This is a genomic window from Mesobacillus jeotgali (assembly GCF_900166585.1).
Lineage (GTDB): Bacteria > Bacillota > Bacilli > Bacillales > Cytobacillaceae > Mesobacillus > Mesobacillus jeotgali_A.
Genome location: NZ_FVZC01000007.1, coordinates 329925 through 349303, shown reverse-complemented (window position 1 = coordinate 349303; position 19379 = coordinate 329925). Strand labels below are relative to the sequence as shown.

The 19379-nt window shown below is 40.0% G+C and carries 21 protein-coding genes and 1 other annotated feature; of the genes, 5 read left to right on the top strand and 16 right to left on the bottom strand.

What is annotated here, in order from left to right; genetic code table 11:
- Nucleotides 1-40: 40 nt before the first annotated feature.
- From B5X77_RS03170 to B5X77_RS23175, 3 genes are all read left to right on the top strand, one after another.
- Nucleotides 41-661 (top strand): class F sortase, encoded by a 621-nt coding sequence (locus B5X77_RS03170; protein ID WP_079505019.1) that lies wholly within the window; start codon nucleotides 41-43, stop codon nucleotides 659-661.
- A 546-nt stretch (nucleotides 662-1207) separates the two neighbouring features.
- Entirely contained in the window at nucleotides 1208-2392 is a 1185-nt protein-coding gene (locus B5X77_RS03165) for a hypothetical protein (RefSeq protein ID WP_079505017.1), read from the top strand.
- A 382-nt stretch (nucleotides 2393-2774) separates the two neighbouring features.
- Entirely contained in the window at nucleotides 2775-2915 is a 141-nt protein-coding gene (locus B5X77_RS23175) for a hypothetical protein (protein ID WP_176167216.1), read from the top strand.
- Nucleotides 2916-3438: 523 nt separating this feature from the next.
- On the opposite strand, the gene hxlB is transcribed toward B5X77_RS23175, so the two are convergent.
- Together hxlB and hxlA are read right to left on the bottom strand one after the other, a co-directional pair.
- A complete protein-coding gene (gene hxlB, locus B5X77_RS03160) occupies nucleotides 3439-3996 on the bottom strand; it encodes a 6-phospho-3-hexuloisomerase (RefSeq protein ID WP_079505015.1) in 558 nt (185 codons plus the stop codon).
- A 7-nt stretch (nucleotides 3997-4003) separates the two neighbouring features.
- The gene (gene hxlA / locus B5X77_RS03155; RefSeq protein WP_079505013.1) at nucleotides 4004-4636 is read right to left on the bottom strand and encodes a 3-hexulose-6-phosphate synthase; all 633 of its coding nucleotides are present in this window, start codon (nucleotides 4634-4636) and stop codon (nucleotides 4004-4006) included.
- Between the two features lie 208 nt (nucleotides 4637-4844).
- On the opposite strand from hxlA, the gene B5X77_RS03150 reads away from it, so the two are divergent.
- Nucleotides 4845-5207, top strand: coding sequence for a winged helix-turn-helix transcriptional regulator (locus B5X77_RS03150; protein ID WP_079505011.1), 363 nt, complete (start codon nucleotides 4845-4847; stop codon nucleotides 5205-5207).
- A gap of 204 nt (nucleotides 5208-5411) precedes the next feature.
- On the opposite strand, the gene B5X77_RS03145 is transcribed toward B5X77_RS03150, so the two are convergent.
- The 5 genes from B5X77_RS03145 to B5X77_RS03125 form a co-directional block, all read right to left on the bottom strand.
- Nucleotides 5412-5810, bottom strand: a complete 399-nt coding sequence (locus tag B5X77_RS03145; RefSeq protein WP_079505009.1) for a VOC family protein — start codon at nucleotides 5808-5810, stop codon at nucleotides 5412-5414.
- Entirely contained in the window at nucleotides 5807-6577 is a 771-nt protein-coding gene (locus tag B5X77_RS03140) for a phosphosulfolactate synthase (protein WP_079505007.1), read from the bottom strand. The genes B5X77_RS03145 and B5X77_RS03140 overlap by 4 nt, the downstream gene beginning before the upstream one ends.
- The gene (locus tag B5X77_RS03135; protein WP_079505005.1) at nucleotides 6525-7262 is read right to left on the bottom strand and encodes a 2-phosphosulfolactate phosphatase; all 738 of its coding nucleotides are present in this window, start codon (nucleotides 7260-7262) and stop codon (nucleotides 6525-6527) included. Before B5X77_RS03135 ends, B5X77_RS03140 begins: the two co-directional genes overlap by 53 nt.
- 308 nt (nucleotides 7263-7570) lie before the next feature.
- Entirely contained in the window at nucleotides 7571-8005 is a 435-nt protein-coding gene (locus B5X77_RS03130; RefSeq protein WP_079505003.1) for a hypothetical protein, read from the bottom strand.
- Between the two features lie 120 nt (nucleotides 8006-8125).
- Nucleotides 8126-8689 (bottom strand): GNAT family N-acetyltransferase, encoded by a 564-nt coding sequence (locus tag B5X77_RS03125; protein ID WP_079505001.1) that lies wholly within the window; start codon nucleotides 8687-8689, stop codon nucleotides 8126-8128.
- Nucleotides 8690-8771: 82 nt separating this feature from the next.
- Nucleotides 8772-9033 (bottom strand) — a binding site (T-box leader).
- A gap of 247 nt (nucleotides 9034-9280) precedes the next feature.
- Between B5X77_RS03125 and B5X77_RS03120 the strand changes: the two genes are divergently transcribed.
- Nucleotides 9281-9751 carry a DinB family protein gene (locus B5X77_RS03120; protein ID WP_079504999.1) on the top strand — a complete coding sequence of 157 codons (471 nt, stop codon included), beginning with the start codon at nucleotides 9281-9283 and terminating at the stop codon, nucleotides 9749-9751.
- A 937-nt stretch (nucleotides 9752-10688) separates the two neighbouring features.
- Here the strand turns inward: B5X77_RS03120 and B5X77_RS03110 are convergent.
- The 9 genes from B5X77_RS03110 to B5X77_RS03070 form a co-directional block, all read right to left on the bottom strand.
- The gene (locus B5X77_RS03110; protein WP_257391701.1) at nucleotides 10689-11642 is read right to left on the bottom strand and encodes an RNA polymerase sigma factor; all 954 of its coding nucleotides are present in this window, start codon (nucleotides 11640-11642) and stop codon (nucleotides 10689-10691) included.
- Nucleotides 11643-11907: 265 nt separating this feature from the next.
- Nucleotides 11908-12639, bottom strand: a complete 732-nt coding sequence (locus B5X77_RS03105; protein ID WP_079504995.1) for a YwaF family protein — start codon at nucleotides 12637-12639, stop codon at nucleotides 11908-11910.
- Between the two features lie 189 nt (nucleotides 12640-12828).
- Nucleotides 12829-13563: a sulfite exporter TauE/SafE family protein gene (locus tag B5X77_RS03100; protein WP_079504993.1), complete on the bottom strand. Its 735-nt coding sequence runs from the start codon at nucleotides 13561-13563 to the stop codon at nucleotides 12829-12831.
- 1056 nt (nucleotides 13564-14619) lie between these two features.
- Nucleotides 14620-15597 carry an aldo/keto reductase gene (locus B5X77_RS03095; protein WP_079504991.1) on the bottom strand — a complete coding sequence of 326 codons (978 nt, stop codon included), beginning with the start codon at nucleotides 15595-15597 and terminating at the stop codon, nucleotides 14620-14622.
- An 88-nt stretch (nucleotides 15598-15685) separates the two neighbouring features.
- Nucleotides 15686-15952 carry a hypothetical protein gene (locus B5X77_RS03090; protein ID WP_079504989.1) on the bottom strand — a complete coding sequence of 89 codons (267 nt, stop codon included), beginning with the start codon at nucleotides 15950-15952 and terminating at the stop codon, nucleotides 15686-15688.
- A gap of 26 nt (nucleotides 15953-15978) precedes the next feature.
- Nucleotides 15979-16527 (bottom strand): GNAT family N-acetyltransferase, encoded by a 549-nt coding sequence (locus tag B5X77_RS03085; RefSeq protein ID WP_079504987.1) that lies wholly within the window; start codon nucleotides 16525-16527, stop codon nucleotides 15979-15981.
- Between the two features lie 343 nt (nucleotides 16528-16870).
- Nucleotides 16871-18196, bottom strand: a complete 1326-nt coding sequence (locus B5X77_RS03080) for a hemolysin family protein (protein ID WP_079504985.1) — start codon at nucleotides 18194-18196, stop codon at nucleotides 16871-16873.
- A gap of 160 nt (nucleotides 18197-18356) precedes the next feature.
- Nucleotides 18357-19124, bottom strand: coding sequence for a TerC family protein (locus B5X77_RS03075; RefSeq protein WP_079504983.1), 768 nt, complete (start codon nucleotides 19122-19124; stop codon nucleotides 18357-18359).
- A gap of 21 nt (nucleotides 19125-19145) precedes the next feature.
- Nucleotides 19146-19289 (bottom strand): FbpB family small basic protein, encoded by a 144-nt coding sequence (locus B5X77_RS03070; protein ID WP_079504981.1) that lies wholly within the window; start codon nucleotides 19287-19289, stop codon nucleotides 19146-19148.
- Nucleotides 19290-19379: the final 90 nt, after the last annotated feature.

Genomic DNA, 19379 nt, shown 5'->3' with positions numbered 1-19379 from the left:
CTTCCCTTCTCTCTTCTGCCTTTTTAATGAGGTGACTCCATTGAAAAAACTTTACGTAATGGCAGTTGCACTGATGATGGCAGGCTGCACAAGCCAGCCCGGTGCTGAAATGACAGAACCTAAAAATGAGCAGCAAGCCACTTCTGTATCTGTTCCTTTCTCAGAATCAAAAAATGAAATAATCAAAGATAACCGCAGTGGAATCGTTCCTGCCTCAATAGAAATTCCCGCAATCAATGTTAAAACAAAGATTGAAGAAGTAGCCACTTTGAGGGACGGACGCATGGACGTCCCGAAGAATCCTGACAATGTTGGCTGGTACGAACCTGGAACATTGCCCGGAGCTCCCGGAAACGCCGTCCTCGCCGGACATGTAGACGATCTGACGAGCCCCGCTGTTTTCTATGACCTTCACAAACTGAAAAAAGGCGACAAAATCATGGTAACAGGCACTAAGGGCCAGACACTGACCTTCGAAGTATACGACCAGAAAACATTCCCGCGCCTGGATGCACCAATCGAAGACATTTTCGGCTTCTCGTTTGCAAGCACCCTTAATCTGATAACCTGCAGCGGAGACTATGACCCCGAAACAACCGAACGAGCAGAACGTACTGTTATTTACACCAAATTGGTTGAGGAGAACCCTGAAAGTCTTTGAAAATAAGCACCTTCTTCAGCAAGCCTCCCAGTTTCGGTTTTCAGGCAGAATTCGAATTAGCCGGGGTATTCAAATAGAATTGACCCGCATTCGGTAAGTAAATTAGCAAAAAAAAATGCTTGGATTCTCCAAGCTTTTTTTACGTATTCTTTCTGGAACATTAGCACCCATGCATCTGTATCAATACGAAATCCATGATTAAATTTTCATTCATTTAATTTTCCTAAAATAAAAAAAGTAAATAATTAAAAATTATAAAGTAGCGTAAAGATTATATTTTCTGATTCCACAGTGCCATTTCTACAACGATGGTTTTCCATAAGTGATTGTATTACAGCTACTTGAGGTTCCGTTATGTTATTCACCTTTTATTTTTTATCTCTCCTTTCCGAGGTAATGTTTCAATCCTATAGGAAATCTCTATTTTAGAACCAGAAGCACTTAATAGATCTATCTACCGCATTATTTACGGAACCAAATCCCTTTTTAATCGTAAAAATAGTATATATTCCATTTATGGAATCCGAAATATACTATGAGGTGATCATGTTGTCACAAATTCAACAACCAACTACAACTATTTATAAAAATAAAAATGGAGTCCTTCAATGGTGCCTCAGTATCGTAGGCGTCCTCATCGTATTGGGGTTCGGTGTATTTTATTTTATAGCGCCCTTCCTATTTTTAAATGGGGAAGAAACAATGTTCATATCAGCGATGGTAACTGGTATTCCGCTTGTACTATTTCTTGTATATGGAGTCTTATCGTATTTTATAGACATGCTAAAGACGGGAAACCAAATGTATGAGTATGAGATTAATGAGACTGGTTTCCGTTATAAACGCTTTTTAAACGGAAAAGATACCTATGACGAGGGATTAATCCCATTCTCTCACATATGTCGAATCGTAGTCTCACGTAAAATAATAAGAGTTCGAGAAAATCATATAAAACATAAATACTTAATTTATCCGGTCATTCACTTAATCTATAAAGACGGTCAAGAGTTTCATCCTTACCTGTTAAAACATACTGAATTCGAGATCAATGCAATGAACCAATTACTTTTAAGACTTCAGAAATTAGGGCTTCCCTTAGAATATACAGACAGACAGATTGATTTAGTTCCCGGTGATGCAATTCTTTCTTTATTTGAGAATGAATTAAAAACAGCTCCATTAGACTTCAAAGGTGACTTGTTAAACATAGAAGCATTCTCATTAGGATACAGCTCTGAAAGCCCAAACCAAGAGACAGATGACTATTGGCAAAAAGTGATACAGCAAAAGAAAATAATGCGAATTTCTTATCCCATTTGGCTCCTTTTTATTATTCAGTTTATCTTTACCATGACAGTTTTTACTTTGGTTGAAATGGGTACAATACATTTTCAATCTATTTGGTTTCTTGGAGTCATCCCATATATCATTACGATGAGTTCCTATATTCTCTTTCTCTATCGCCTAAGTGAAATAAAGTATTGGAAAACTCTCATCCATTGGGGAACCCTCCAAGCGATTTATCTTGTTTCATATTTCCTTACCATCGTCTTTTTAGGGGAGCAACATGTAGATTCCGTGTTTGAGGCATATTCAGCAGTTAGTGCTGGTATTCATGTGGCTAGTATTATTCCCTATTTCATAACATTTGTAATCATTCGCCAAGAGAAGCCTGCTATATTTCACAATGAAACCAAAGTGGTAATGGAGAAGATGAATGAGGGGAAATAGAAGGATAGTTTGAGATATTAAAAAAGATGCACCGGACACCAGAACCTGCGTGCATTTTTTTATAATCAGATGAAATATATTCACGTAATTCTGCTGAACAAGCGAATTCAACAAGGTGTGCGTAACAATCTTTTACGTGCAGTTTTTAAGACAGGGTTTTCCACCAATAAAATCTACATAGCAGCCCAGTAGTAGAAGTTATTGTCTTTATTAAACTACCTGCACCGTTAGTTGACCAACGAAAAACAAGATCTGATTGCCGGAATTCGATCTTCAACCCATTTTTAGTCTATTTATTCACAATTAAATTTTCTATGATTATTTTTTAAAAAGGACCGCAAAATAAGAAGGTAGGCAATTTTTTAACAAAGGAGGAACATTAATGTCCAAAGATAAGCAGACACCTTCATCACAGGTAGACCAAAAGGAACTTTTAAATGATAAAGTGGAGAAAGCTCGTCAAAACAATTTTGAAGATAACCACGTTCGAAGAGTGACTACAAACGGTGCCCAAGGAGAATAAAATTTTTCTCAGAAGCAGAATATCATTTCACGATATTCTGCTTTATACAATACACCCGTTTAAGTACATAACTTTACAGTCAGCTATTATAAATATAATATCTTGGCTTTGGGAAACATCAGCAAACCAACGTAATACACCGTTATACCAAGTGAAGAACTTGATCTTTCGCTCCCCATCGATACTGCCAAAGGTTTCTTGAGATACAGCTAACTGCCCACCAACACGTGACATACGAAACCAAAAATAACTTGAGTAGGAACATCAGTTATGCCATCGTACAATTTAAAAGATCCAGTATTTGAATAGACATTCCTAAGTGGCTAACTATCTTGCTAATCCGGTTTCTTCTTTGATTTCACGAACTTATTAAACTGTCACGAGGAGGGGGATAAGTCGATTTGATAAGCTTGATAGGAGAATATTTTTGCAACAACTTTTTGACTTTTAATTATAAAATATAGGGAGATAATACAGAAAAGACCACAATTAAAAAATGTGGTCTTTTTCTATAAGTTATTTTCTATTCGAGATTAGCATGTTTACCATACATTTCATTAGAATCCAGGCCTTTTTTCTCCATAAAGCGCAAGATGACGGCATCATAAAATAACAACGTCGTTTGCTCAAATAGAGATCCCATTGGTTGAATGGTCTTGTAGTCACCTGCAGATTGATCTTTCGTTACTCCTGGTAATTCAACAATCAAATCAGCTATTTTTCCGATTGTAGATTCGGGAGAAATGGTGATAGCCGCGACTTTTCCTCCTAAGCTTTTCGCTTTTTCGGCAAAGGCAACCAATGTTTTGGTTTCTCCCGAACCAGATCCGATAATTAATAAATCGCCCTTTTCTAAGTTGGCTGTTACGGTTTCACCTACCACATAGGCATCAATTCCCATGTGCATCATTCGCATGGCAAAGGCTTTCCCCATAAATCCGGATCTGCCAGCACCGGCGACAAAGATTTTTTTTGATTCTAGAATCTGGTTTACTAATTTCTCTGCTTGTTCATCAGAAATTAAGTAGGCCGCCCTACTTAATTCTTGAACAACTTTGGCTAAATATTGAGTAGTATTCATAGTTTATTTAACCTTGTTTAATCAATTCCTGCATTTTTTGAGCAACAGCTTTTATATCTTCTTTACCTGTGATTCCTCCGCCTACAATGATGAGGTCAGGGTGTTCGTTAATAACTTCTGGAAGTGTTTCTAGTTTGATTCCACCAGCAATGGCAGTTTTGGCGTTTTTGACAACACTCTTAATGGTATGCAGATCTTCAAAGGAATTTTTTCCTACAGCTTGCAGATCGTATCCTGTGTGTACACAAATATAATCAACACCAAGCTCGTCCAATTCCTTGGCACGTGCAGTAATATCTTTAACTGCAATCATATCTACAAGAATTTGTTTTCCTTGTTTCTTCGCCTCTTCTACTGCCCCTTTTATGGACTCGTCTTCAGCTGCCCCAAGAATTGTTATGATGTCAGCCCCTGCCTCGGATGCCTGGCTTACTTCATACCCAGCTGCATCCATAATTTTTAAATCAGCTAATACAGTTAAGTTTGGAAATGCAGATTTCACTTCCTTTACTGCTTTAAGACCTTCATTGATAACGACAGGTGTACCTATTTCCACAATATCAATAAACTCTTCCACTTCTTTCACGACTTCAATAGCTCCTGGGATATCGACAAGATCTAATGCTAATTGTAATTTCATTTATGTTCGCTCCTTCATGATGTAATTTATATTATGCTGTGGCTGATAAGTGTCATTTTATAGGTGTAAATGCTTGTTTTAAATTCTATTTACTTAACAGCACGTTTCTTAGTATACTAACTCTGTTACGAATTAAAAAGTACGCACTTTATTCGCATATAGTGATAAAAAGTATACTATTGGATACATTAAGGGGAAGGTGATATGAATGCCAAATTTAGGAGAGAAAAATTTTAACTGTGAAAAAGAATTAACACTTTCAGTAATTGGTGGAAAATGGAAAATGTTGATTTTATGGCATTTAGGCAAGGAAGGAACGAAACGATTTGGTGAATTAAAGGCCCTTATGCCAGGGATTACCCAAAGAATGCTTGTCAACCAGTTACGGGAACTTGAAGACCATTTAATCATACATCGTGAAGTGTACCCTGTCGTCCCGCCAAAAGTGGAATACTCATTAACTGAGCATGGAAAAAGCCTTTTACCCATTTTAGATGCGATGTATGAATGGGGAAAAGATTATATTGAGAATGTATTGGTAAAAGAAACTCAAGAACAATCACCCATTTAGGAGAAAAAGTTTTCTTTTCACGTTGATAGAAAATCATAACTTACAACGGTTAGCTTTATTAACCGTTGTTTTTTAATGTAAATGGCCTCACCGAACCCCTCACCTTAATTTTTCGTATTAGCAAGACATTTAAATTAAGGCAGAAAAGGAATTTACCAGCTTTTTTGGAAAAAGAAAAGGCCTCCCAAAGGAAGCCGCTAATATTCAATAAACCATTCCTTCGTCATGGTAGTACTTGAATTCAAGAAGGTTGTTTGCTGGATCAATCAGGAAGAAGGTGACATGCTCTTCCTTTTTGCCAGGAAAACGGACCATAAGCTCCTGGAAGAAAGGAAGGCCATGGCTGTTTGCATGCTCTAGTGCCTCATCAAAATCCTCCCTGCTCAAAAAAGTGACTCCAAAATGGCGCGGATACATTTTAGGTGTCAGGTCGATATTATCGGGGTTAAGATGGCAGACGACCTGGTCGCCAAAGAAGTTAAAAGTTACGCGGTCGTGGTACCGACGGGCAAGCCGGCAGCCAAGCTTTTCGTAAAAGTCCACCGTTTCATCTAGGTCCTTGCATGGGATTGCCAGGTGGAACACTTTATTTGTTTCTCTCATTTAACTGCCTCCTCAGCTAAGAAAAATGTATCGGATCGAAGCCCCAGTCTTAATGTTTCCAGCCCAATTGCATCGCTGAATGGAATGTTGGCAAGATTAACATTATGTCCTGCTAGCTTAATGAAGGTGGTCTGCATTTTTTTGTTCGGTGCTTCAAATATCAAATTATCAAGAGTGATGCCAGAATTGATAATCTTGTTAACTATGTCGAGCCTCATTTTCCCATCCGCCTTACAGATGCCGCTTGTTCCGCTTTCCCGTGCCTCGGTAATGACTTTATTTGCTCCGGCTTCAAAATCTTCAAGAATATACTCAATCCACTGCGATGACGTTTCAGTAACTCCGGTATCCTTGTTGCCAACCTCGCTAAAAACTGTAAACTCCTTGGAAAAATCGGAGATATGCGAAGCTTTTTCCCTATTTGTTATAGGAAAAGTGCCGTTTGAAATCTCTATATACAAGCAGCCGAAACGCTTGCAGTAGGAGTAGTACTCATCCAATTTACCTTGACTGAGGAATTTTTCAAAAAGGGTTCCGCCAAAGAAGTAGTGGACATTGTTGTCCTTAAGACAGGAAATTTTGTTGTCAAGGCTCGCCGAAACAACGGAGGTACCCCAGCCGAATTTGACAAAATCGACAATGCCTGCTGCGCTTTTGATTGTGTCTTTAAACAGTGCTTCAGGGATGCCGTTGTCTATAAGTATGGTTAATCCTTTAGTTCGAGGTTTTAATTCTCTTTTGGGTAAAATCAATCCGGTGTAATTCATTTAACTTCAACCTCACTATCTTTGGAAGTTCCTCTGAGCAATCGACATACATGACAAAATCCCCTGAGAGCTCCTTTACGCAATAGGAGATATCTTGACGATCAAACTGCGGCTTGCAAGGATCGAAAAACTTCTGGGCAGCCTGGCAGCCTTTAATTCTGCGAATGGCTTCCTCCTTTGAGAGGGACTCTAAGCCAAGAAGTATGGACTTGATATATTCAGCGCAGGCAAGGTCATCATCTCCATCGGGGTGGGAAGCAATAATATTCACTGTTGAATCCCTGCTCCAGCTCTTCTTGATGAATTCCGCCGTTTTTCTGGCGTTTGAAAAGCCGGTAACAAACACCGCGTCGGCCTCCAAGGCGTTTAAAGTAGCACGGACACCGTTTGTTGTTTTCTGGACAAGTGTCTCTCCGGCTACATCCGCCTCTGCCATTCTTCTCGGCGAGTTATCAAGGTCGAACCCTTCAATTGGCAACCCCATTGTTTCGCCGGCAAGCAAATAGCGGGGATATTTCGTTTTCAAAAGGAAGGCCTCCTCACTGCTTCCAACAAGGATGATTTCCTTTGCGTGCCCGAGGAAGGCGTAGTGGGCAACCGTAAAAGCCCGTATTACATCAATGACAATATTTACATTCGAGCTTGGCAGCACAGGGCTATGTCCCTGGAAAATATTCACCTTCATTTGGTTAGCTCCTTACCTAATACTCTTGAAAAAGTATATTCGCATGTTTAAAATGGGTGCTATTTCTTTTTTAAAAAAGTATGTCAAAGAGCAATGTTGGTATTTAACCAAGTTGGTTGGAGCGGAAAGCTCAATGACTCCTCCTAACAGCGCAAAAACCGCGCTTTCGGTCGTGCGCGGGAGGAGTCTGGAAGACCTTCAAAGTCCTGCGGGGACGGAGAGAAAATAGCGCGGTTTTGTTATCAAACTATAGGCTGTTCATCCTTCTGGATCGTCACAAACATTTTGGGTCAATTAATGCTGCATAATTATCTTGCCAGTTCCAGTGCCTTTCTGATTGCGTTTGCAAACTGCCCTTTGTTTACAGTCCCTCCCAAATAGATACGGTCCAAAAGGGAGAAGTATCCACTTTTACCCCTCTCAAAATACCCTACACTATATCCTTCATCTTTATCCCATAATACTTCAACCATCTTTATATTTTCAGTTGCTTTTCTATAACTTTTAGATTTCTTAATTTGCTGAATAGGAGGCGCTCTTTTTATATCGGGTTCCTCTGTATGACATATTTCTAATGTTTTAATAGTAGTACTTTCTAATTCTTCATCCGATGCCTGGTTGCCCAGCTCGAAATATGTGTCCATTTCTATAATGCCTCTATCAGCATCATAAACTGGTACAAAATATAACAAGCTAGCTCCATTATCAACATAAATAACGGATATTTTATAATTTATTTCCATTGGTAAAACTCCTAAATTCTATTTAAATACCTGCACTGTATGTTTAATAAAGGAAATAAAAAAGCCCATATACCTCGCAGACCAACTAACGCTATGGTTTAAGTATAACTTTTCACAAATTCACTTTATTACCGAATATATACTGGTATCAGTTAGCTTGCTGCCATCTGCGGATAAATCACCATTCCTTAAAGTACCTTCAAATACAAAACCTAGTTTTACTGGGATTGCACGACTCTTAAAATTAGTAGATTCACATCTTATTTCAATTCTTCTAAATTTTAATTGATTAAGTCCAAAGTTTGTTAACTCATTTACGGCCTCTGTCATATATCCATTACCACTAAATCTGGTATTAATCCAGTATCCTATTTCACCTTTAGGAATATCCCAGTCAATTCCCTGAAGGCTGGTTGTTCCAATAAAATCATTGGTACCCTTATGGAAGATTAGGTAACGAAAGCTTTGTCTTTTCAAAAAATTTAAATGGGCATTCCTTAAGTTAATTTCTGTTTCTTGCACAGTAGGAAGTTTTTGGGCAAATGGTAACCATACCCTTAGCTCAATGAAGGAATCTCTAATTGCCTGGTTGACAATATTCCCATCACCAATTTGAAGCGGAGCTCGAAGAATTAGTCTTTCAGTTTCTAATTGTATCGGAACGTCTAGTAACAAAGGGTTCATATAAGGTCTCCTCTCGAATTTTACAAAATAAGATCTATTCAACCTTGTTCAATAAAAAAACTCTCACCCCCAAGAAATAATTCTTGAGGACGAGAGTATAATTTCGCGGTACCACCTCAGTTTGTTGTTATGTCACCATACCAACCTCTTCGGGTACTGCAACTTATAAAATAAACTGAATACCCTATCTCTTTAACGGGAGATACCGTCGCTGCATCACTATAAGTTATAGATCCGTGCGAAGCTCCGAGTCTTTATTCATTAAGATTATTATTACTCCTTCCCACCGACTGGAGCTCTCTAAAAATAATAATCAAAACTACTTTTCTCATCATAGCCATTATTATAAGATTAACAAGATTTTATTGGAATTATATGGGTTTGTCAATATTGTTTTTTTACGTTTCTTATTAAACTATCCTGCACCGTTTGTTCTTAAAAACATTATACAATACAGTGCTTGAATACCCTCTATCACAAGTACATCGTTATCATTCTTTAATATAATTTCTAATAAACTTCAACAAATAGTTCCGCCAGAACATATATTCGTGTATTATTTATTTATGACTATTAAGGGAGGGGTTCTTTTTGAATTCAATTGACCTAATTATTTTAAACTTTAATGAAGTTCGAAGAAGAAGCATTAAGGTGTGGACATCAATACCTGAGGAAAAACTAAAATGGAAGCCTGATGATGAAGCCATGAATTGCATAGAAATGATCAGGCATGTTCTGGAAAGCGAACATTATTATCACCTAGCACTCATTAATAGAGGGAGTCTTTCAGGGTTTACTTCACCTTTCGAAAATAGGCCTTTCACTACAGTAAGCGCGGAATTGGAGTTTGTAAAACCATATCGTAATAAGTTCCTCGACACAATTAAGTCATTTTCTGAGGAAGATTTAACTAATATAAAGATAGACCGCTCTGATTCAGGATACATAAGAGACTTGGGGGATATGCTTCTCCGTATTGCCTACCACGAATCAATTCACACTGGTCAGCTATTGGATTATTTAAGAACTGCAGGAGTTCCACGAATACAAATCTGGGATTAAATAGTAAAGGTGCCTTCACTATAGTGAAGTACCTTTTTATTTTGTATTCGTTCTTCAGAGTCTAAAAAGTGAGATAGTATTCGAAAGCTCTTTTTCAACTCCTTCGAAATAGCTTCTATGGAATTCTTGTTTATACTTGAGATCCGTCCTTCAGGTTTCAAATATGGGTGTTTCAACTAAATAAGAACCTAAAATATTAATTTCTATATGGTTTGCTAATTTTACTTACTCGCAAGTTCTATCAGCCTCCCATCCTCTGCATACACAAATTCAAACTCTCTAAGGTTCCATATGTAATACCTATTGTTTCTTAGAGTTTATCTATAATTTAAACTTGGTTTTCATGATCAAAATAAAATGTGCCATTCAATCAGGGGACTTGTTTATACACCATCTTTTTCTTCACATATATTGATAGTGCAAGAAATTCAATAAATGGAAGGGGGTAAAGAGAGTGTGTGAATACTGTGATTCTAATGATAGTCATGAAAATAGGACAAGTTCGAGACGCAGCAGATGTGATAAATGTGCTTGTAATATACTAAACAAGTTACAACCAGGGACAGAAGTAGACGTATTTTTATCTGGTGGTAAAGTATTAGAAGATGTAATCTTCTTAAGACTTAGTAATAGAACTTGCTGTGCAACATTTAGAGACGAAGAACAAGAGCAAGGTACCACTTTATTTGTCGACTGCCGTGACATAGTTGCTCTTCGTATAGAGTAACTTTAGCCAGAATTAAAGCCTGTTTGGGACATTCAAACAGGCTCTAAAATTAAAATACTATTTTTATTAATGATCTAAATATCTTCATTATTATTGAGCGTATCCTGCCCAGTTTGTTCAATAAGGAGTTCAACATATGGCGGCTTATCCTATGGGGTCAATGCACCCTTGATTACATGAACTATGTGTGGTTTTTTATTCTTTATACACTTATGAACACCAATTGACTACTGGCTTATCTAATTGAGGAGGAACCCCTAACTCTTCTGCAGCAGCAAAGATAAATTCTTTGCAAAAATAAAAACTTCGATAATACACAATTTTATCGTTCTCAACTTCTTGGTATTGTATGTCATGTATCATCCTAGTCCCGTCTTCTGTTTCAAAGAAAACGACAATAACATTTTTACCCCAAAGGAAATATTCCTCTGATCGGAAGCCAGGAAGGCCAAACCGCATGGAACCAGAGCGCATTTCTTCTCTTGAAAACTCTTGAAATCCCATTGGAACCTCATTCTGTGCTCTTTCACTCGTGAGTTCTAAAACTTTATCAACGTCTCCCTCATTTAATGCTTTTAAATAAGCTTGTATAACTGTGTTCCTAGTTGCTTTATCAAAAGAAGGAAGACGATAAGTTTTTTCTCGAATGGGATTGTCAGCTAGTTGATTGTGCATTCTCCTCACGGTTGCATATACAGCACCGGGTGTAGTATGAACCATGCCTGCCACTTCCTTTGCTGTAAATGCAAAAACTTCTTTCAGGAGGAATACGGCTATTTGACGAGGATTAAACAATTCTAAAAGATACTCTAAAGCCTCTTCTGCATCAAAGCTTTCGGTTGTATGTTCTGCCTCGACATCCTCTTCTTCTAGATACCCAACAATGCGCTTTTGTTTTCGACATTGATCAATCCAAGTGGTTGTAGCAATTCTATACAGATAAGACTTTGGATTTGTAGGATGCCAGCGTTGATAGATACTGCCGAAGGCTTTAACCATCGTATCCTGGAAGAGGTCTTCACCATCCCATGGAGACCCGGTTAGATAGCGGCAATAACTCCATAAGTCACCTCTGAATTCTTCAATAATTTGATTAAACTCAGCCCTCAATTCACGATTCTTCTCTGAAAATGATAACATTTGGTCTTCTTTTGATTTTTCCATAGCTACCTCCTTTAATTCACTCATTATGTAAAACGATTTTGATAGGAGGAATTATACGCTTATTGAAAACTAAAACACCAATTTAAAACCTTTTTTAGCCTGATTAACTCTAATAAAAAGTCTCCACAGGTCACTGCAATTTTTTCAAATGGTTGTACCGTTAAAAAACAGGATATTTTCACCATATTTTTCTATAAAAAAATCACCCTACTGAGGTAAGGTGATTGGAGGCTATTTCAGAAATTCCACTAAAGTAAGATCTTCTCTACTTATACGGATTTAAAGTCCTTAACCGCTTCCTGTTTTCCATTTTGATCAGTTGCCACATTGGGGTATAGGAGATGCTGAACACAATCAGCGCGGCCACCTCTAGGTTCAAATAGTACATGATGCCGTTTCCGAAAAAGGATAGGATGGTTTTGGATTCAGTTGGACTGGCAAGATAGAAGAAATTTGTATCAAACATGAAATTGAAGATGAAGATTGGAACAGCAACAGTGTTCACAACAAGATAAGCGAATAGAATGGCTTTACGGGGGATTCTGTAGCCTTCAAACAGGATGAAATACAATACGGCAATCGGAATGGCTGAGTGATTGAGGAAATACTCGATATAGTCGATATGAGGAAAGGTATAGATCATTTCAGGCGTCACCATCGCTAAGATCGCGGGCAGTGAGCCAATAAAATAAAGTACATAAAATCCTTTTATGTCCTGCCGCAAAAATACATACATCGCCAGGAAGGAACTCATCGAACACAGTTGCAGAGGAAGGTCACCGATCTGCCATTGGCCTGTCAGGATCAGCCAGGATTGATGTGAAATCTGGCATGCCACCAGAGTCCAAAAAATGACCCATTTTAAAACATTCTTGTGCGGCCTGATTTGCCTTCTGAACAACACCAGTACAAGGCACACAGCAAAGAAAAGTCCCAGGGTAACCAGATGCTCAGCTGAAAACAACTCAAACCCCTGCATTCCCGTAACAGAAAACATGTTGTCATCACCTCGCTGTATATAAAATTGTAGTTTACTATAAATATATGCGAGGGATGGTGATTTGGGCACATGAATAACTATGTTTCTTTTAAAATGAAAAAACGGTTCACGTGGTTTACACAAGGACCGTTCGTTTAACCATTTTCTCAGGGAAAAAACAGACTTGCTCACTTTTTAAAGTACCCTTCATACTGCCTTTTCCAAAAAAATCTGCAAAACAAGAGCCAATGTCATCACCCGCAGTATCGGTTTTACATAGCGGGGGTTCAGCTTGCTGGCAATCCTGACTCCAATCTGGGCTCCTGTCACTGATCCCGCCATTAAGGCAAGAGTCAAAGGCCAGATCACAGCTCCTGTTGATATATAAGTAATCGCCGCACCCAAACAGCTTGAAAACGTGGCAAGGCGGACATATCCTACCGCCCGAATATAGGCGATGTTCAAAGAACCAAACAAATAAAGCATCAGCGTCCCCTGTCCCGGCCCAAAAAGTCCATCATAAATACCAATTGCATATAACCCTGGAACACTTTTACCTGAAGGCTTTAAGGGCTGGTCCCCTGACAAATTCCCCTTCCCCAGAAACGAAGCAAAAAATGCAAAAATAAGTAAGCTGATGGCTACGATATACATATCGTCACTCGAGATTTTCGAAGCAATGAACCCTCCACTGACCCCGCCCATCAGACTGACAGGGATAACCCAGAATGATTCCTTAAAGGTGATTTTCTTTTCCCTATAAAGATGGAAAAAGCTCGAGAAGGAGCTGATGGTATTCGAAACCTTATTGGCGGCAATCGCCGAATGCACCGGGATTCCCAAAACAAGCATCGAAGGCAAGCTGATTAAGCCTCCTCCTCCCGCCAAAGTTCCGATTGTAGTCGCTAAAATACCAATGAAAAAGAGAATGATATAATCCATATTTTAACACCTCCTTACTTCATTATATTTCTGTTTTCGAAATAAGGAAATTTAATGTTTTTAATCAATATCGATAAGTATAAGTTATATAGAATGCCGGAAATTACGGTTACTCTCTTTTTAACCCTTTTAAAGAGACCCTATTGCGTGGGTTTTTTATCTCATAAGGGTGCCTTTCTCGCTTATAGAGACCCTTATGCGTGGTTTCTTTTCACATAAGGGTGCCGTTCTCGATTAAAGGGGCCCTTATGCTTGGATTTCTTACCACATAAGGGTGCCGTTCTTGTCTATAGAGATCCTTATGCGTGGGTTTCTTATCTCATAAGGGTGCCGTTCTCCCTTATAGAGACCCTTATGCTTGAGTTTCTTGTCTCATAAGGGTGCCGTTCTCCCTTATAGAGACCCTTATGCTTGAGCTTCGTGTCTCATAAGGGTCCCGTTCTCGCTTAAAGGGGCCCTTATGCTTGGATTTCTTACCACATAAGGGTGCCGTTCTTGTCTATAGAGATCCTTATGCGTGGGTTTCTTATCTCATAAGGGTCTCGTTCTTGTCTATAGAGACCCTTATGCCTGGATTTCTTATCACATAAGGGTGCCTTTCTCGCTTATAGAGACCCTTATGCTCGAGCTTCTTGTCTCATAAGGGTGCCTTTCTCGCTTATAGAGACCCTTATGCTCGAGCTTCTTGTCTCATAAGGGTGCCGTTCTCCCTTATAGAGACCCTTATAAGCGGCTTCTTGTCTCATAAGGGTGCCGTTCTCCCTTAAAGGGGCCCTTATGCTTGGATTTCTTATCACATAAGGTGCCTTTCTCCCTTATAGAGACCCTTATAAGCGGCTTCCTGTCTCATAAGGGTGCCGTTCTCGCTCATAGAGACCCTTATGTATGAGCTTCCTGTCTCATAAGGGTCCCGTTCTCGCTTATAGAGACCCTTATGCATCGTTTTTTTATCTCATAAGGGCGCCTATAGTCCGCCTTTACTCTCTCCATCGCAACAAAAAAACAGGGACGGTAAAGGTTTTCCAGACCTCGTAACCATCCCTGTTTTTCATTTTACTAAGGCAATTTCACTCCGCGTGAACTCACATACAATGAGTACCATTCGTCACGGCTTAGAGTGATGTTGACTGCGTCTCCACATGCTTTGATCCGTGCTGGATTCACCGTGCCGATGACAGGCTGGATGGATGCAGGGTGCCTCATCAGCCAGGCGAGCACGATTGCTTCTGGGGTGGTTTGCTTCTCTTCGGCCAGCTTTTGAACCATGGCCGCAGTCTGCTTGACACTCTCGCTTTCATTTTCGATATTTTTTCCAGTGTATAGTCCTTTCGCAAGTGAACCCCATGATTGAATCTGGATTCCTTCCATTTGCAGAAATTCCAGCGTCCCTTCTGGGAAAGTGTTCTGGCGTGCAGCCTCCTGATTGACATGGACACCTGTATCAATCCAGCCAATTTTATTTAGGCTCATTTCCAGCTGATTGACGATGATTTTTTCATCGGTGTGCCTTTGCAGCATTCTGATTTGGCCCGCGCTCATATTGGAAACGCCGAATGAACGTACTTTGCCTGAAGCTTTTAGCTGATGAAAGGCTTCACCCACCTCGGCCGGTTCCATCAAAGGATCTGGACGATGCAGCAACAGGATGTCCAGGTAGTCAATACCAAGTCTTGAAAGGATTCCATCCACACTATCAAGTATGTAGGATTTTGAAAAATCGTACCTTCCAGGCAGGCCCGATTCCTGATCACCGAATCGTATGCCGCATTTCGATTGGATGATGATTTCCTCGCGAAGTCCTGGTTTTTCTTTTAAAACCTGTCCGAAAACAGTCTCCGCCTTTCCCAATGTATAAATATCGGCATGGTCAAACATATTGATTCCTGACGCGAGCGCAACTTCCACCGCCTCGTGCGCCTGCTTGACATGTTGCGGTTCAATCGGGCTTCTGTCCCAGCCTCCGCCAAGCCCCATGCATCCAAAAACAAGCTGTGAAGCATTTAATCCATTTTCATTAATAGGCAGCTTTTTCATTTTACTTCCTCCTTAAAACTCTTTGCAGCCCATTTTATCACACTAAAGGGTAAGGCCAAAAAAACAAGCACAGGTAAGACCCCATGCTTTAGTCCTCATGATGTTTCATAATTTTGTACGTTGCCAGGCTAGTCATGAGGAGCCCGAAGCCCAGTGTGACTCCTCCAGCGACTACAAAGGCATTGATGTACCCAGTGACCACAATAAGATAATACCCTGTATCCGCCCCTCCGCGACTAGCCAGCCAGGAGTCAGCCATTGATGTACCAAACGATACGCTGAAAAATGTCAAAATCACTCCGAGCAAGGTCAAAAATACACCTGCATACTTAAATGCTTTTAAATTCCCCTTCATCTCCGCCTCATTCCCTTCAAAACAAATCATCCAGCTGAATTGACGATTCCATAACAGACAAGGTCTTCAAATTGGTCCTCTTTCTTGATCTGATCAATTAAAATACCCTCTTCCTTCATGCCCAGTTTTTCCATGACTTTTCCGGAAGCTGGATTTGATTGAAAATAACGTGCATAAACCTTATGATAGCCCTTTACCTCAAAGGCAAACTTAACCACAGCCTGTGCTGCCTCGGTCGCATAACCTTTTCCCCAGTAATCCTCTCCGACCCAATAGGCGATCTCCCCATTGCTGAATCTCTGGTTATTGGATAGGGCAACTGCTCCGTATAACTCACCACTTTCCCTGTCGGTTACAGCAAACTCATAAAATCGATCACCTTCAAAATTCTCCTCATGACGCGAAATCCATCCCAAAGCATCCTTAAGCGAGTACGGATATGGCAGATTCAATGTACTTTTATAAAGATTGTAGTTATTGCACAACCTGGTGACAGCCGGCGCATCTGATTCCTGAAACAACCTCAGTATCAACCTTTCAGTGATGATTGTTCTATTGATAGCATCAAATACCATAGGAAATCCTCCCTTCATTAAAAAAGAACCAACTAACGAGAAAGAATTCAACAAAAAATATGATAATCCTTTTCTGATGAGGTGATTTTCCAGGTTATTCCGCGAAGTTAGAGACTATTCCCGCGAAAAGGGCTGCCAATTCCGCGAAATCCAATTTATTTCCGCGAACTCACCATAAATTTCCGCGACTTGGAAACACCTGGATAAAAATTCAAACCAATTCAGGCCCCAGTCCAGAAAATTAACATACAAAAGCACAGAGGATGAACTCCCCTGTGCTTGCTGTGTACATATTCCTTTTTCGCATCCGAGGCTCCATTTTCCAAGCCAATTGGTCAACGGATTATTCTGTTACTGTGGAGGAATCCTTGATTCTAACGTTTACACGGGCGATTCTTCTGTCATCCATTTCATCGACAGTAAACACAATATCCTGAAATTCAATTTCTGGATGTTCATCAGGGCCAGGAATATATCCAAGATGACCAAGTACGAACCCGCTTAACGTATCATAGCCTTCTTTAGGAAGTTCTACCTTTAAGACATCTTCCACCTCATACAAATTGAGGGTACCATCCATTAAATATTGGTTCGTATCAACCTGTTCGATCTCAGCAATGTCAAGTTCCGGTTCATCATACTCATCGAATATATTGCCGACAATTTCCTCAATCAGGTCCTCAATTGTCACAATCCCATCCGTTCCCCCGTATTCATCAATGGCAACTGCCATATGGATATTGCTCTTTTGCATAACCTTGAACAACTGATCGAGCTTCATCGATTCCAGGATAAAACTTGGTTCACGGAGCATGCCTCTCAGGTCGAACTCTTCCTGGTCAGCGCATTCAATGAAGGGAATTAAGTCCTTCGTATGAAGGATACCAATGATTTGATCAATGCTCCCTTCATATACAGGCATTCTCGTGTACTTTTCTCTGTTGACAATTTGCACAGTCTCTTTCAGGCTGGTGTCAGCTGAAAGTGCGACGATATTGGTCCGGTGGGTCATGATGTCAGAGACCGTCTTATTATCGAATTCGAAAATATTGTTGATCATTATTTTTTCCGAATCCTGTATGGTCCCTTTTTCTCTGCCGACATCCACCATCATCCGGATTTCTTCCTCTGTCACATTCTCCTCTTCCGCATTCGGATCGACTCCGAACAGCCTGACAATTCCATTAGTGGATAGTGTCAATAACTTTACGAATGGAGACGACACCTTGGATAAGAACGTTAAAGGTGCTGCAGCAAACATCGCAATCGGTTCTGCTTTTTGAAGCGCAAGCCGCTTTGGAACCAATTCTCCCAACACGAGTGTAAAATAAGACAACATCAATGTAATGGTGATGACAGAAACCAATTCAAGCATACTCTGGGAAAGAGGTACGCCCAATTCGCTTAAAAGTCCTGCCATCCTTCCGGCAAAGCTTTCGGCTGCGAACGCACTCGCGAGGAAACCTGCCAGCGTGATGCCAATCTGGATTGTCGCCAAAAACCGGCTTGGTTCTGATGTCAGATTATCCAGCATTTTCGCCTTTTTATCTCCGCTTTCTGCCATCAATTTAATTTTATTATCATTTAACGATATTAACGCAATCTCTGATGCCGCAAAAAATGCATTCAGGACAATCAGGATCAATAACACAAATATTTCGGTTCCCAAAAGGGATCGACCTCCAAATTTACTTTTCTATGATTGTATCATAAAAATTGAAACAACATGTCATTCGAAGCATCTCAGCTAAACAGTCTTCAACCCTCATGGGAATACCAGCCACTATCAAAAAATCATTGATTTTCTATAACTTAAGAATACCCCATATTTAGACAACCTGCTTTTCCGGCTTCTCCTTCGTCATGAACCAGCCAGCTGCTGCTATGCCAATAAGGACGGTATAGAAGAAAAGCTTCCATTCAACTGAGTGGGCGAATTCGTAGGATATGACTCCAATATCAGGGTGTCCCAGCGTTAATACAGCCAGTTTCACCCCTACCCAGCCAACAATCGCAAACGCGGCGATCTCAAGGCCAGGTCTCGATTGGAGAAGTTTTACAAAGAGATTGGCAGCGAAACGCATAATAATCAAGCCAATTAACCCGCCGGCAAAAATGACCAGGAACTTGCCGCCATCCATTCCGCCAATTTCGGGAAGTCTGGTGTTTGGCAAAGTCATCGCCAAAGCCACAGCTGCGAGGATTGAATCAACCGCAAAAGCAATATCAGCCAGCTCTACTTTGAACACAGTTGCCCAGAAACCTGATTTCTTTTTCTCATCATCCTTGTTTCCATCTTCAGCTTTTTTAAAATAAAGCTTCCTTACTATATGATTGATGGCAATGAACAACAGGTATAATGCCCCGATTGCCTGTACCTGCCAGACATCCACCAGGAAAGAAATGATGAATAAAGAAGCAAAGCGGAAAACAAACGCCCCTGCCAGACCGTAGAAGAGGGCCCTTTTTCGCTCCTCTTCCGGAAGATGTTTGACCATGATTGCCAATACCAATGCATTGTCAGCTGCCAGTAATCCTTCCAGAGCAATTAACAGCAGCAATACCCATCCGTATTCCAATAAAATCGATAGTTCCAATCGCTTTTCCCCCTTTTAAAATTAATAAGATGCATTTCCGGTTTTTTGTTCCAAACGTCTAGCTTCAATGCGTTTCTCAATTTTCTCAAGCTGTCTTTCGTCCTCTAAAAGCTCACGCCTGTTGGCCTTCAGCAATTCCTCAAAAGTGACCTTCTTCTTTTTCATCTTGTTTCAGCTCCTTTCAATAGTCTTTTATGATTGATAGTTCCTTATTCGTCTGTATCCGGCCTGAAAAATAGAAAAAGACCTTTACCA

Bases quoted from the DNA above. Each gene is read 5' to 3' on its own strand.
- B5X77_RS03165 (WP_079505017.1), top strand. From the start codon at position 1,208: ATGTTGTCACAAATTCAACAACCAACTACAACTATTTATAAAAATAAA.
- B5X77_RS23175 (WP_176167216.1), top strand. From the start codon at position 2,775: ATGTCCAAAGATAAGCAGACACCTTCATCACAGGTAGACCAAAAGGAA.
- hxlB (WP_079505015.1), bottom strand. From the start codon at position 3,996: ATGAATACTACTCAATATTTAGCCAAAGTTGTTCAAGAATTAAGTAGG.
- hxlA (WP_079505013.1), bottom strand. From the start codon at position 4,636: ATGAAATTACAATTAGCATTAGATCTTGTCGATATCCCAGGAGCTATT.
- B5X77_RS03150 (WP_079505011.1), top strand. From the start codon at position 4,845: ATGCCAAATTTAGGAGAGAAAAATTTTAACTGTGAAAAAGAATTAACA.
- B5X77_RS03145 (WP_079505009.1), bottom strand. From the start codon at position 5,810: ATGAGAGAAACAAATAAAGTGTTCCACCTGGCAATCCCATGCAAGGAC.
- B5X77_RS03140 (WP_079505007.1), bottom strand. From the start codon at position 6,577: ATGAATTACACCGGATTGATTTTACCCAAAAGAGAATTAAAACCTCGA.
- B5X77_RS03135 (WP_079505005.1), bottom strand. From the start codon at position 7,262: ATGAAGGTGAATATTTTCCAGGGACATAGCCCTGTGCTGCCAAGCTCG.
- B5X77_RS03130 (WP_079505003.1), bottom strand. From the start codon at position 8,005: ATGGAAATAAATTATAAAATATCCGTTATTTATGTTGATAATGGAGCT.
- B5X77_RS03125 (WP_079505001.1), bottom strand. From the start codon at position 8,689: ATGAACCCTTTGTTACTAGACGTTCCGATACAATTAGAAACTGAAAGA.
- B5X77_RS03110 (WP_257391701.1), bottom strand. From the start codon at position 11,642: ATGGAAAAATCAAAAGAAGACCAAATGTTATCATTTTCAGAGAAGAAT.
- B5X77_RS03105 (WP_079504995.1), bottom strand. From the start codon at position 12,639: ATGTTTTCTGTTACGGGAATGCAGGGGTTTGAGTTGTTTTCAGCTGAG.
- B5X77_RS03100 (WP_079504993.1), bottom strand. From the start codon at position 13,563: ATGGATTATATCATTCTCTTTTTCATTGGTATTTTAGCGACTACAATC.
- B5X77_RS03095 (WP_079504991.1), bottom strand. From the start codon at position 15,597: ATGAAAAAGCTGCCTATTAATGAAAATGGATTAAATGCTTCACAGCTT.
- B5X77_RS03090 (WP_079504989.1), bottom strand. From the start codon at position 15,952: ATGAAGGGGAATTTAAAAGCATTTAAGTATGCAGGTGTATTTTTGACC.
- B5X77_RS03085 (WP_079504987.1), bottom strand. From the start codon at position 16,527: ATGGTATTTGATGCTATCAATAGAACAATCATCACTGAAAGGTTGATA.
- B5X77_RS03070 (WP_079504981.1), bottom strand. From the start codon at position 19,289: ATGAAAAAGAAGAAGGTCACTTTTGAGGAATTGCTGAAGGCCAACAGG.